This is a genomic window from Mycobacterium sp. 852014-52450_SCH5900713 (assembly GCF_001667075.1).
In the GTDB taxonomy this organism is placed as follows: Bacteria; Actinomycetota; Actinomycetes; order Mycobacteriales; family Mycobacteriaceae; genus Mycobacterium.
On record NZ_LZIL01000050.1, the window covers coordinates 52,283 to 65,386 of the forward strand.

At 68.3% G+C, this 13,104-nt stretch carries 10 protein-coding genes; 4 read left to right on the top strand and 6 right to left on the bottom strand.

Features of this window, described 5'->3' with window-relative positions:
* Window positions 1-4 precede the first annotated feature (4 nt).
* Window positions 5-1,468, top strand: coding sequence for an oligosaccharide flippase family protein (locus tag A5773_RS14450; RefSeq protein WP_067265373.1), 1,464 nt, complete (start codon window positions 5-7; stop codon window positions 1,466-1,468).
* On the top strand, window positions 1,465-3,390 hold the full coding sequence (locus tag A5773_RS14455; protein WP_067791382.1) for a glycosyltransferase: 1,926 nt from the start codon (window positions 1,465-1,467) through the stop codon (window positions 3,388-3,390). Before A5773_RS14450 ends, A5773_RS14455 begins: the two co-directional genes overlap by 4 nt.
* A 35-nt stretch (window positions 3,391-3,425) precedes the next feature.
* Here the strand turns inward: A5773_RS14455 and A5773_RS14460 are convergent, their stop codons facing one another.
* Window positions 3,426-4,292 carry a hypothetical protein gene (locus tag A5773_RS14460; RefSeq protein WP_067791384.1) on the bottom strand — a complete coding sequence of 289 codons (867 nt, stop codon included), beginning with the start codon at window positions 4,290-4,292 and terminating at the stop codon, window positions 3,426-3,428.
* Window positions 4,293-4,483: 191 nt separating this feature from the next.
* Between A5773_RS14460 and A5773_RS14465 the strand changes: the two genes are divergently transcribed.
* Window positions 4,484-5,305: a class I SAM-dependent methyltransferase gene (locus A5773_RS14465; RefSeq protein ID WP_066957380.1), complete on the top strand. Its 822-nt coding sequence runs from the start codon at window positions 4,484-4,486 to the stop codon at window positions 5,303-5,305.
* Between the two features lie 11 nt (window positions 5,306-5,316).
* Window positions 5,317-6,360: a glycosyltransferase family 4 protein gene (locus A5773_RS14470; protein ID WP_197507883.1), complete on the top strand. Its 1,044-nt coding sequence runs from the start codon at window positions 5,317-5,319 to the stop codon at window positions 6,358-6,360.
* Between the two features lie 4 nt (window positions 6,361-6,364).
* Here the strand turns inward: A5773_RS14470 and A5773_RS14475 are convergent, their stop codons facing one another.
* The 5 genes from A5773_RS14475 to A5773_RS14495 are packed head-to-tail and all read right to left on the bottom strand — an operon-like array spanning window position 6,365 to window position 12,950.
* A complete protein-coding gene (locus tag A5773_RS14475; RefSeq protein ID WP_067791388.1) occupies window positions 6,365-8,068 on the bottom strand; it encodes an FAD-dependent oxidoreductase in 1,704 nt (567 codons plus the stop codon).
* Entirely contained in the window at window positions 8,065-8,991 is a 927-nt protein-coding gene (locus A5773_RS14480) for an aldo/keto reductase (RefSeq protein ID WP_067791478.1), read from the bottom strand. The genes A5773_RS14475 and A5773_RS14480 overlap by 4 nt, the downstream gene beginning before the upstream one ends.
* Before the next feature lie 16 nt (window positions 8,992-9,007).
* Complete coding sequence (locus A5773_RS14485) at window positions 9,008-10,021, bottom strand: glycosyltransferase family 4 protein (protein ID WP_066957386.1); 1,014 nt, start codon at window positions 10,019-10,021, stop codon at window positions 9,008-9,010.
* Window positions 10,018-11,496 (bottom strand): O-antigen ligase family protein, encoded by a 1,479-nt coding sequence (locus A5773_RS14490; RefSeq protein ID WP_066957387.1) that lies wholly within the window; start codon window positions 11,494-11,496, stop codon window positions 10,018-10,020. Before A5773_RS14490 ends, A5773_RS14485 begins: the two co-directional genes overlap by 4 nt.
* Window positions 11,493-12,950 carry a polysaccharide biosynthesis tyrosine autokinase gene (locus A5773_RS14495; RefSeq protein ID WP_066957388.1) on the bottom strand — a complete coding sequence of 486 codons (1,458 nt, stop codon included), beginning with the start codon at window positions 12,948-12,950 and terminating at the stop codon, window positions 11,493-11,495. Before A5773_RS14495 ends, A5773_RS14490 begins: the two co-directional genes overlap by 4 nt.
* Between the last annotated feature and the right edge of the window lie 154 nt (window positions 12,951-13,104).

Genomic DNA, 13,104 nt, shown 5'->3' on the forward strand with positions numbered 1-13,104 from the left:
AGTCATGACTGAGCCGACGACCCCTGGTGCGGTCGTCCCATCGGTGCCGCTCTCGCGGATGGCTCACGCGTTCTCGATTCAACTGATCTGCCGGGCACTGGGGATGCTGGCCTCGGTGGTCTCGGTGGCGATGACGGCGCGCTATCTAGGTCCCGGCCGCTACGGCCAACTCTCCATCGCGGTGCTCTTCATCGCCGTGTGGACCAGCATGGCCGATCTCGGTATCGCGACCGTGATCGTGCGCCGCGTGACCTCCGGCCAGGGTGACCTCGAGCGTCTGGTGCGCGTCAACAGCGGCATGGCCCTGATCTATTGTGTTCCGCTGGCGTTGTTGGCGGCCGGGTCGGGCTTGCTCATCTATCACGACGCCGACATCCGAGTGATGCTCGTCGTGCTGTCCGGGGCGCTGCTGATGCAGACCATGACGACACGGTTCGAGCCGGTGTTCTTGGCCACCGTCCGGTTCTCCGCGGTGGCCATCTCCGACGTCGCCGGGCGCCTGGCCGCGCTGGCCATGGTCGCCTGCTTGGTCGCGGCGCGGGCGGACGTCATCTGGTTCGCTGTCGCGCAACTGATTCCGCCCGCCCTGCAATTGGTGATCCAGGGCACCGCGGCGATGCGGCACATTTCGGTGCGCCCGGTCTTCGCGCCGCGAGAGGCCGCGGATCTGTTGCGGGAAAGCCTGCCGTTGATGGGGTTTCTGGTCGTCGGCCTGCTGTACTGCCGCGCCGACGGGGTAATCCTGTCCCTGCTGAGCACCCACTCCGAGGTCGGCGTGTACGGGCTGGCCTTCACGATCGCGTTCAACACCATCGTGGTGTCGCTGGTCTTCTTGAAGTCGACGCTGTCGACGGCCACCGAGCTGTTCGCGCGTGACGTCGCCGCGTTCGCCGCCTTCCTGCGCCGCAGCGTGGAGCTGATGTACTTCGTGGCGGTCCCCGTCGCGGTTGTCGGCGCGCTGTTGGCCGGACCGCTGATCGGACTGTTCGGCGACAAGGCTTTCGTCGCCCGCGGGACGCCGACGCTGGCGTTGCTGTTCGTCGCGGCGGCCCTGCGATTCGTCAGCGGCACGCTGGGCCAGGGTTTGGTCGCCAGCCACCACCAGCGGGTCTTGCTCTGGCTGACGGTCGCCACCCTCGTGCTCAACGTCGCGCTCAACGTCGCGCTCGCCGGGCGGTTCGGCGCCGTCGGCCCCGGCATCGCGCTGGTGTGCACGGAGTTCTTCAACCTGGTGGTCAGCAGCTGGTGGCTGCACCGGCACTGCGGTTTCCGTACGCCCGTGATGTTCTTGCTGCGAGTGCTGATACCGACGGGAGCCAGCGTCGCGGCGGCGCTGTTGCTCCGGGGTCACCACGTGGTTCTCGTCCTCGCGGTCGCCGCCGTTGTCTACCTGGCCACCAGCGCGGCGGCCGGCCCGCTGCGCTGGTCGGACCTGGCCTCCTTGCGCCGAAATCAGCTGGCGGCATGAAGCCCGAATTGGACCGGCAATATCTGAAGAGTCCGGTCGGCGACGCGGCCGCGCTGCCGCCCATCCGGTCGATCGCCGTGCTGATCGTGGCCGGTTGCGGCCACCATGCGCTCGAGAGGTGCCTCGCCGCCGTCGCCGAGCAGCTGCCCGGGTCGCCGGTCTATGTCTACGAGCCCGGCGACTGTAAGGAACTGACGGCCCGACACCCGCGCGTTCACTGGGTGTCGGGCGCGGCGAAAGTTGGCTTCGCCGAGGCCTTCAACACCCTGGTGGAGCGCGCCCCGAGCGACGCGGATCTGCTGCTGCTCGACGCCAGAGTCCGCCTGCTGGGACCGTTGACCCGCACCCGCGAATTGCTGCGCCAGCCTCGGGTGGCCGCGGTTTCACCGATGGCGCGCGACGACACCGCACCGGGCTGGAGGCCGTGGGACATCGCAACGCGGCGCCGAACCCTGGCTCGCGAGCTGGCCGCGGGCAGGCGGCGCGGCTCACCGATTTCATGCCGCTATGCCCGCCAACCGGCCGAATCACAAGGCGTGGACGGGGAATTAGGTGCCATCTGCCTGGCGATCAACCGCGCGGCGTGGAACACCGTCGGCGGCTTCGACGAAGAGTTTCTCGGGGCCGCAGCGGCGGCGGACTGGCAGGCCCGGGCCCGCGCGGCGGGCTGGCGGATGCTGCTGGCCGACGAGATCGGCGTCGACCGTGCCGGTGTCGGCGACGACGCGGGCACCGCCGCCGAGCGCCGCCGCGAGCGAGATCTGGCGCGAGCCGATACCGCGCTGCTGCTCGAGCATCAGCGCAGCGTGCACCACGCCGACGCGTATCTGGCCGGTACCACCCTGCTGCGGTCGCGGCGGACCATTCACCGCGGCCGCCGCAAGGACCTGCCCGCGATCGTGATCACCACCAACCGCCTGGTCTACGGCGGTGCCGAAAGACAAAAGGCTCTGCTGGCAACGGAGTTGGATCGCCGGGGCTATTCGGTCACGATCGTCTGCGTGCAACGGTTCGGCCCAATGATCTCCGAGATTCCGGACACCGTGCGCGTGGTGCGCCAGCCGTGGTGGGCGCCCGCCGTCGATATCCCTGAAGGCCCGGCGGTGCTGATCACCGCCGACACCAACACGGAGGCGGGATTCGCCTCACTGTGGCGTGCGGGCGCTCGCGGCCGGCGGTGGTTGGTGGCTCCGCATGTCCCTCCCGAGCAGGACCGGCCCATCTACTCGCGGCCGCTGACCGCCGCCATGCGCCGCGCCGACGGTTTAATCGTGTTGGCCCAACGGCATTGGGACATGCTGGTCGCCCAGCATCGGTTAGGGGGACGGCGCTTCGTTGCGCCCAACGGCGTCGCCCTCGCCGGTGACCCGGCGCCCCGGGTCCGCACGGCCGGTGAGCCGCTGCACTTGGTCATGCTCTCGCGCATCGTCGAGCACAAGAACCCGCACCTGCTGATCGATGCGCTTGGCGAGCTGCCCGATTTGCCTTGGCGGCTCTCGGTTTTCGGTGACGGCCCGGATCGCGAGAGGTTGGAGGCGCTTACCCCGGCCGGCTTGCGCGATCGGGTGCAGTGGCAGGGATGGTCCGCCGGGCCGGGGCCCGCGCTGGCGGATGCGGACCTGCTGTGCGTCCCGAGCCGGTCAGAGGCGTTTCCGCTGGTGATTCTCGAGGCGATGGCCCGGGCGGTTCCCGTTGCGGCGTCGGCGATTTGCGCCGTGCCGGAAATGCTCGATTTCGGCAGGGCGGGATTCCTGGTCGAGCCCGTGTCGGTGGCGGGATGGCGGAACAGCCTCGCCCGAATCCTGGCGGACCCGGACGCATTGCCATCGGTCGGGCGACGGGGCTTCGAACGGATGCGCAAGCACTACACCGTCGAGGCGATGACCGACGCCTACCTCGACGCGATCAATGCGGTGCTGTGAATGCGTGCTGGAGGCAATGACTCTCGCGCAAGGCCCTACCGCTCGTATCGGAGGATCTTGGCCACCGTGCGGCGGGACGTCTTGTGCTGTCCGAACCCGCTGTACAGGAAATACCTCGGCTCCACGTAAAGCTGCTCGATGTCCGTCGGCACATCGGTGAAATACTCGGACAGGGCGGTATCGATGAAGAACGCGTCGGAACCGGAGTGGGAGTTGCAGCAGACCAGGCGGTAGTCGAAGCGGGCGAACAGCTCGGCATAACTGCTCAGCGACGCCCCGAAATAGTCGTCGGACTGCCACACGTGCTCGGGGTCGTAGGCGATCTGAAACCTCACCGGCGGGGGGAACTTCCCGTTGTATTCGACGATGAAGAGTTTGGGACGGATGCCATCGGCCAAGAGCTTCTCGACCAGGTAGATGTCGTTGCCGTCCAAGTCGAGGGAGACCACGTCGACCTCGGTGGCGTCGATCCTCTGCAGGCAGGACCGGGCCAGCGCAACGATATTGTCCGCCGTTATCCACGCCTTCTCGTAGGCGAACCGCGGGTGGCCCTCGACGGCCACGACCAGCTCCTGTCCCCCGACCCAAAAGCCCTTCCAACCGAGGGCCGCAAGGATCAGGGTGTTGTTCTCCGTCCCGTCGCCGACGCCGAACTCCGCGAAGACACCGCTGTCGAGCCGGCCGATGCGGCGCAGGATCTCAAGCGTTATTCCGTCCTCGTCGGTCGCCGAAAAACACTTTTTGCCGGCGCGGTTGAGCGGGTTGGGATGGTTCGCCTTCAGCGACTGGGAATGATCGAAAAGGATCAGATCCTTGAGCTGGTCCCGCGTTTCACTGCCGAGCATGCGCCGGACCTTCTGCCGGAGCTTCTCTTTCGGCGGCGGTGTAGCGCTTCTGGCCATTGGAGACCAAAGCTATCACGGCCCCGCGCGACTATTCCCGGCATTCGGTGAATAGCGGTGCTGCACAACGCACGTCCGCGCCGAAATTCGGCCCCGATTTGCTTGCCGATAGCGTTGCGGGTGCCGTAGGTTCTCCATTGTCCCGGTGTTTGCTCAAGGCGCGGGTCATGCTCGGGAGGGTTTGAATAGGCGTGTTGTGCCGCATCTGCAATTCGAGCACCAGTCTGGCGTTCACGCATCAGATCCTCGCCAAATACGACTGCAAGTACTACTTCTGCGGCAACTGCGGCGGCCTGCAGACCGAAGAGCCGCATTGGCTGGACGAAGCCTATGCCAGCCCCATCGCGGCGGCGGACACCACCATGCTGTGGCGCAATCAGTATCTTGCACGGGCGATGTCGGTGCTGCTGTACTTCTTCTTCGATCGCCGCGGCCGGTTTCTCGACGCGGCCGGGGGCTACGGCGTTTTCACCCGCCTGATGCGGGACATCGGCTTCGACTATTACTGGACCGACAAGCACTCCCCCAACCTGACCGCGCAAGGCTTCGAGGCGGACGCGGGTCCGGGCCCGCCGTACACGGTGGTCACGGCCTTCGAGGTGATGGAGCATCTCGCCGACCCGGTCGGATTCGTCGCCGAATTGCTGGAGACCACGGGCACCGACTCCATCGTGTTTACGACCGAACTCTTCGACGGCCGGCCCCCGCCCCCGGAGGACTGGATGTACTACGCCTTTGCCACCGGCCAGCACATCACCTTCTATCAGAAATCGACGTTGGCGCTCATCGGAGAGCAATTCGGCATGCAGTTCCACACCTCCAAAACGCGGTGGTGGCAGCTCGGGGGCATGGGTCTGCACATTTGGACCCGGGCGAAAATCAATCCGCTGGCCTGGCGGCTGCTGGCCTCGCCCCGCATCACCGGCCTCCTCGAGGGCCTGCCGCGACGCGCGCTTCAGACCCGGATGTGGACCGACGCCGACGTCTTCCTGAAGGCCGCCGACGAGCAATGAAATCGCCTCGGGTGCTTTGGCTTTCGCCGTGGACACGACCGGCAGTGCGCGTGCAGGCCGAGGGGCTGCTGCGGCGCGGAGCCGACGTGTTGCTGGTGACCTCCGACCGGCACCCCGAGTCGGACGCCGCCCGTGAGTACGAACTCGTGCTCGACCCGCGGTTCAAAACCGCCGCGACTTGGCTCCCGACCCTCAAGGCGTGGCGCCGGATCCGTGAATTTCGGCCCGACGTCGTGATCGCCGAGATCGTCCGCGATCCGCGCTGGATCGCGTTGGCCGGGCGGGTTCCCCGCATCCAGGTGGTGCATGACGACCGGCCGCACGACCCCGGCGAACGGGTCCCGTCCTACGAACTCGCGGTGTTCGACCGGTGGGGCGCCCGCTCGGCGGCCACCATCACCTACAGCGAGTACGTCGCGACGGCCGTCGCCGCGCGCCGCGACGTCGCCGGCACGCCCGTGTATGTTGTGCCGCTCGCCAGTGATATTGACCCGCATCGCGTTCCACCATTCGTGGCGCCCGAGGGACGCCGGGATTTCGTCATGTTCGGCCGGCTCAACCCGTACAAGAACGTCGACGTCGTGCTCGAGGCGTGGCAGCGCCATATCGGCGGCGGCGGCTGGCGCGGTGACAACCTGGTGCTCATCGGCGACGGGCCCCTGGACCCCGCCGCCCTGCCCAAACACACGCGCTGGCGCAACGGCAGCTACCGCTACGCCGACGTCATCCCGGTCCTGGCCGCCGCGAAAGGTTCGGTCTCGCATTACCGGCGCGCGTCGCAAAGCGGCGTGCAGGTGCTCTCCATGCAGCTGGGGGTGATGCCGATCGTGTCAACGTCCGGCGGCCTGCCCGAGTACCAGCCGCCCGGCTGTCCCCCGATCGGTATCGACGATGTCGCCGGGCTCGCCGCCGCCTTCGACCTGCTGGCCGACCCGTCGGTCGCGGCGCAGCGCGGCGTCGAGGCGGCGCGCTACTACGCGCAGCATTGCGACGTCGACATCGTCGCGGAGCGCTTTTTGGATGTCATCGCCCGGGTGCTGGCCAGTCGGCGCTGACTTACTACGCCATCTTGGGATCTGAACGCTCGCAGGCCATTCGAGCCTTCTTAAGGCGATCGGCGAGCCGGACACCCAGTGCAATGCCCACCAGCGTCGGGTTGGCCTGGCTCGACGTCGGCAGGACCGACGTGCTCGCCACGTACAGCCCACGCACGCCGTGAACCTGTAGGTCTGGGTCGACGACGCCGCCATCGGGCGTCTGCGACATGCGCGTCGTTCCGGCCTGGTGGTAGCCGGCGTGCCCGGCCAAGAACTCGCGCACCGCGCCCTCGACATCGTCGGTCAGCCACTCCACGCGTCCGGCGCCGTGGCGACGTAGGTGTTCATCGATCGCGGCGATGGCCCTGCGCACGCTTTGGTAATCGTCGTCGGAGAAGTGGATATGGGTGCGGATCCTGCGCATGCCGAGGGCGTCGCGGTCGTCGGCAAGCTCGACGCGGCTCTCCCAGTGCGGAAGATGCTCGCCGTGGTAGTGCAGCAGATATCGATTGTCCGCGCTCTTCACGAAAAAGCCCGGCGCCTTGCGGCCCCTGCGGAAGAAGCGGGCATAGGAGAACGTGATCGCAAACCGGATCGACGGGAACAGGTCCCGCACGACGTTGCGCAGGTGCGCGAGTATCCGCGGCGGACCGTCGGTTTGGGTGTGCTTCGCACGAATGGCCTCCGCGAGCAGGAAGCGGCCGATCGGGGAGATCAGGGTGAGATAGACGCCGGACAGGATTCCGCTTCCATGCCCGGGGTCACTGATCGGCGGATTGACCAGCCACACAGCGGCATTCGGCAACGCGGCGTCGCGCTGCAGGCCGGGATCGAGGGTGAAGCGCCGGCGCACGTACACCCCGTCGCCGTCCCGCTCGTAGGCGTAGCTGACCTGATCGGTGGCGAATTGCACGCGCGCGACCCGGCCTTCGACGTGCGACATGTACCAGCGGCCCAGGTGGCCGCCCGAGTTTCCCAGACCCGCCGGGTGATGGCGGTCCGAGGCGAGCAGCAGGCGGGTCGCCTCCAAGCCGCCGGTCGCGATGACGTAGTCCGCGGCGACCACGCTCCCCTGCCGGCCGTCGAGCGTCTTGACCACGAGGTGGTCAAGACAATCACCGGCCGGTGTCGTCACGATCTCGGTGCAGGTAAGTCCGGTCCACACGATCAGGGAAGTCGCGTCGCGCAGCGCCGCCCGGTACTCGTGGCCGAAACGCGTTGGAAGTGCCCAGCGCTCGAGATCGGTTGTGCGCACGTCGCCGTCGGGCAGCCCGGCGATCAGGTCGCGGTGCGCAAGCTCCGGAACCTCCCGCGCGTTGAATGCCGCCCGGCCACACGCCGCCCAATCACAGGCACGCTGCAGGTAGGGCTCGACGTCGTCGTATCGGATCGGCCAGGGCGCCTGCGCGGTGAGCGGGCGGTCCTCGAAGTCGATGGGGTCGAACTTGACGCAGCGACCACCCCAGAGCGCCGTTGTCCCGCCAACCTGCCGGCGGATCATCAGCTCACTACGCGCATGGAGATCGTCGTCCTGCCGGGAATCCAGGGCCGACAGCTCTTGGGCCGCTTCGTCTTTGCGTTCCAGGCCGCTCTCGATCAACGCCACCTGGACGCCGGATCGCGCGAGTTCCAGCGCCGTCGCAATGCCGATCGCGCCGGCCCCGACGACCACGACGTCGGTCCGGATCGTCGTGTTCGGGGCGAACTCTCGGGGTCCACGGATCACGCGGCAGCACCCCCGGGCACCTCCGCCACCAGAGCGAGGAACCGCGCCAGGGTCTCCGGGTCCGGCGGCGCCGAGACCGCGCCGGCCGCTTCGGCGACCCGGAGCGGGTCGGTGGTGCTGTAAAGGATTGCGCGGCAACCTGTTGCGACGGCCGAGGAGCCGAGGATCAGCTTGGGCAGCGCCCCGGGAGCGAGCGGATCGAGGTGGAGGGTCTGGCGCCAGCGCCGCGCCAACTCCGCGTCGGCCCGCAAAGCGTTCGAGAGCACCGCGTACGAACGTTGCAACACGCCGAATGCGAGATCCGCTGGGCGCGGCGGGGGATGGAACAGGTCGGCGCGCACCTGGCTCACCCCTTCCGGCGCGAAGGAGGCGGCGAAGTCCGTGTCGAGCCCCTCGTCCTGTGAGACACCCCAGGCGCGTATCTTGCCTTGCTGGCGAGCGCGTTCGAAGAATTCGCGAAGTTCGCCGCCGGCCACGGTGTCCCCCGGCCGCGGGCCGTGAAGGAACAGGATGTCCACGTAGTCGACGCCCAGCGCCGCGAGACTCTCGTCGAGGCTGCGGGCCGCGGTGGCCGCGTCGTACAGGCGGGCGGTTTCGGGTGCCGCCTGCTGCCGCTTGACGGCGCGCCGCAGCGCCGGGGCCTTGCGCAGCAGCGCCCGCGCCGGAGCCTGAAACCGGCCGAAGCGCCTGGCCATTCCCCCGACGTCGATGCCGAATTTGGTTGCGACGGTGACGGTGTCGCGCGGGACCGTCCGCAGGAACGCCCCAAGCTCGGCCTCCGCCCTGCCCAGGCCGTACATCCGTGCGGTGTCGAAGTGCGTGATGCCGCTGTGCACCGCGGCACCCAGCACGGCCATCCGTTCCCGGCGGGACGGCGACTGCATCAGACCGCCGCATCCGAAGCCCACCGCGCTCACTCTCAGCTGCGGCCCGTCGAGCTCAACTTGCTCCAACACCGCAACCCTCGTAAATCCGGCGCAGCTCCGCGTCGATGATCCGCGGGCTCCGTGTCGCGGCGATGTGTTCCTGACCGCGACGCCCGTCACGCTCGGCCAGCTCCGGGTCGCGCAGGTACCGGCCGATCGCCGCCGCCAACGCGGACGCGTCACCGGCGGGGACGAGCATGCCCGGGTCCGAGGCGATCTCGGGTGTGCCGCCGACCGGGGTCGCCACGAATGGCCGCCCGCCGGCGAGGGCCTCGGTCAGGATCATCGGCATTGCCTCGGCGAACGAAGGCAGCGTCACCACGCGGACCGAGCGGAGTAGCTCGCGGACCCGATCCGGATGTACCGGGGGCTCGACGCTGAGGCGCTCCGTTGGCGGCGGCGTGTAGTCGTCGACGACACCGACTATGCGGCAACGCCCTTCGACGCCCTCGGCCAGCAGCAGCCGCCAGGCCGAGACCAGCGTGTCGACGCCCTTGCGGCGACCGATGGTGCCGGCGAAAAGCACGACGGGCGGTGTCGAGCCGGCCCCGGGCGCGTCTCGATCGATGACGACCGGGTTGGCCACGATCGACACCGGCACCCCGGGTGCAACCCGTTTCGCGGCGGCACGCGCTTCCTCCGACAAGACGATGAGATGGTCCGCCTTCGTCAGCGTCGACCCCACGAAATGGGGGTGCGACCGGGAGAATTGCGGAAAGTCGGAGCCGTGGATGGTCACGACGACCCGGAAGCCTCGCGCCCGCGCGAGGCGGATCAGCGGCCCTTCGCGCAGCCAGGCGCCGCCGTTCGACATGTGGAAGTGCACGACGCTCCCGCGCGGCGCCCTAGCCAGCGCGGCCCCCGCACGCGCGGTGAGCCACAGATTTTTGGCGTGGTGGCGCCCGTTCCACGTCGACAGGACGCGAATTTCGTCGGCACCGATCCTGTTGTCGCGGATGACTCGTATCACGGACTGCGTGCCGCCGAAGCTGTATATGTCGGGCCCGACGTGAGTGACCGCAATCATTTTCCGCCGGCAGCGGCCAGCGCCGGCGCCGGGTCGGCGTCCGCCTGGTCCGCTTCGGAGTTCCTGTGCCGTAGGCCGGCGAATCCCATGGCCGTTCCGAGTGCCAGCCCCAAAGCCAGTGCGTCCATGGGCATTTCGGGTAGTGGCCAGACCGCGGATATCGCGAGCAGACCGGCGCAGACCGCGGCGCTGATCTTCGCCGGCATCGTCGCGCAGCGCAGCGCCCGGACGATCGGTGTCAACGCGATCCACGCGAACGCCGCCATGCCCACGGCCCCGGCCTTGGCCAGCCACCATTGGTAGAAGAGGTGGGAGTAGGTGGGACCCAGCGTCCAGGCGAAGGCCTTCGGATCGTTGCCGGACGGCAGCTGGTAGGCGTAACCCAGGCCGTGGCCGAACACCGGCGCCTGGGCGATTGCGGCGTTGAGCCGCGCGACTTCCCGCAGCCGGTCCAGTGTCGATTCGTCGGTGGCGAGCGCACTGGCCGAAACCCCGCCGAACACTCGCTGATTGAACGCGGTGAACTGGTCGCTGAGCCATGACCCCGCCTCCGACTGCTGCAGCAGGAACAGCGACCCCGGCAATATCAGCGCGGCCACGCCCGCGCTGACAGCGGCCACGGCGGACGTCCGCCGCAGGGCCCGCCAGCCGAAATTGGCGAAGAAGGCGACGGTCGCACCCACCGCCACGGCGATCAGCGTGTTCCGCGAGAAGGCCAGCAGCGAGATGATCAGCGCGGGCGGGCCGAAGGCGAGGTACGTCATCGGCCGGACGCGACCGATGATCGACGCGGCGACCAGCGCGGTGAGCGCGGCGGTGGCCGGCGTCTGGGTGGATAGGACGATGCGGAGGGCTTGACCTGCGCCCGTCGCGCCCTCCAGGCTTTCGGCCCGGCCGGCCAGTCGGATGGCATGCAACGAACTGAAGATCGCCATCGCCGCCGAGAACCACAGCGTCACGACCATCACGCGCATGCAGAACTTCAGGTAGCCGCCGTACACGATCAACAGCGCCAGCACGAACCCGATGACCATCTCGATCAAAGTCGTCGATTCGTGTAGCACCATCGTGGCGTCATGTCCCATCTGAAACCCGACCACGGTGAAGTACACGACCGTCAGCACGAACATCCCCGGCAGCAGGAAATCCTTGAACCGCGGTCTGACGATCGGCATGAGGTAGCCGATCGCCAGCACCGCGGCCACCTGGTACGCATAGATCGCCGCGGGCCCGATCACTTTGCCGATGTGCAATCCTTCCGGCAGCGCCGCGAACGCCAGGAACAGCGTCACCCCCGCCAGCGCCTCGCGCTTCACCCAGTAGACGACCAGGCAGAACGTTGCCGCGATGAGCAACACTCCCTCGGTGGTTCGGCGCACCGAGAGCACGCCAAAGACGAAGCAGCCGAACAGGAATACCGTCAGCAGGACGCCGTCTACTGCCAGGCGGGGGCGACCGGGCAGGTAGGGAATCACGCCGGCCCGCCGACCTTCGTCCGATAGGTCTTGGCCGCGGCCCTGATGTGCAGCGACGGACGGGCGTCGGTCAGCACGGTGCCGACCACCTGTGCACCGGCCGAGCGCAAGGCCCTCAGCGCGTCGTTGAGCTCGTCGACGGTGGTCCGGCGCGCCCGCACCACCAGCACCGTGGCCGACACGGCGCCCGCCAGCAGGCCGCTGTCCGGGGTCGCCAGCACCGGCGGCCCGTCGACCACGATCCGGTCGAAGCGTGACGACAAGTCCAGCATCACCCTGTCGATCACCTCCGGCAGAAACGCGCTGCAGGGCGGGGTCTCGCGGCGGGCAGACCGGGACGCAAGGATGAACAGCTTGGCGATCGGCGTCGGCTTCACGGCTTCCGCGGCGATCTCGGGGCTGGCCAGCGCGTTGGCCAGCCCTTCCCCCGACTCGACCCGCAGCAGACCGGCGATCACGTGCCGGCGCGTATCGCCCTCGACAAGCAGGACGTCCTCGCCGATCTCGGCGAGGGCCAGCGACAGGTTCAGTGCCGTGGTCGTGGTCCCCTCCCCACCGAACGGCGCCGCCACCAGCACTCGGCGGGCGTCGGAGCCCATCGCCCTGAGCAGCCGGGCGCGCAAGCCCCGTACGGCGTCATCGAGGGCGGAGTCGACGCCGAACCGCGGTGTGTTCCCGCGCCTGCCGGGTAGCTCGGCCAAAGTCGGCAGTCCCGAAAGCTGTTCCAGCTTCTCCCGGGATCGCACGGTGCGGTCGCTGGCCTCGCGGGCCACCGCAACCGCGATGGCCAGCAGTATTCCGGCGACAAATCCCATCGCCATGTTGCGCACCGGCACCGGCGTCACGGGGTGGTCGGGCACCCGCGGCGCCTCCACCACCCGCGCTCTGGCCACCGGCATGGGCTTGGCCGCCGGTTGGCCGGGCGCTTCCGACGGCGGGGCCGCGGGTGGATTCGGCTCGCCGACGTCGGGCCGCGAACCGGGCGTCACCGGAACGGGCCGGCCGTTCGGACCCGTGGTCGCGCCGAGCGTGGGCACCAGCGCGGCGAACTGATCGGCCATCGCTCCCGCTAGGGCCGCGGCGCGGTTCGGGTCGGTGTCCTTGACGGTGATCGTGAAAAGCTGGGACTTGGCGGTGTATTTCACCTGGGTTTGGGTCACCAGGGCGTCCGCGCTGATCGGGGCTTGCAGCTGGTTGACCGCGCGCTCGGCCACCGTCCGGCCGCCCGCGATCTGCGCGTAGGACGACAACCGTTCCTGCGCGGTCAGCGTGCCGTTGTACAACTCGGTGAGGTCGGTGGCACCGGGAAAGGAAATGAGGATGGTGGCCGTCGACTGGTAATGCTTCGTCTGCAATGCCGTGACCGCCGCGGCGCCGATCGTGCACGCCAGCAATGCCCCCAAGGCGAGTTTCCAATGCGTGAGGAGAGTCCGGACAAAGGTGCGGAAATCCATCCACTAACCTCTCTGGGGCGACGCCATGCCAATAGCGTCGAATTGATTTGCCTTACACCCGCCGCGCAAAGCCCAGTGCACATTATGCAGCACTCGCCACGCAGCATCGTCCTAATCGCAATGCGTTCTCGCCCCACGCTTGGAGGCATTTGCT

What these genes read in the sequence shown, in the direction of transcription:
- A5773_RS14450 (WP_067265373.1), top strand. Translation starts at nt 5, where the DNA reads ATGACTGAGCCGACGACCCCTGGTGCGGTCGTCCCATCGGTGCCGCTC.
- A5773_RS14455 (WP_067791382.1), top strand. Translation starts at nt 1,465, where the DNA reads ATGAAGCCCGAATTGGACCGGCAATATCTGAAGAGTCCGGTCGGCGAC.
- A5773_RS14460 (WP_067791384.1), bottom strand. Translation starts at nt 4,292, where the DNA reads ATGGCCAGAAGCGCTACACCGCCGCCGAAAGAGAAGCTCCGGCAGAAG.
- A5773_RS14485 (WP_066957386.1), bottom strand. Translation starts at nt 10,021, where the DNA reads ATGATTGCGGTCACTCACGTCGGGCCCGACATATACAGCTTCGGCGGC.
- A5773_RS14495 (WP_066957388.1), bottom strand. Translation starts at nt 12,950, where the DNA reads ATGGATTTCCGCACCTTTGTCCGGACTCTCCTCACGCATTGGAAACTC.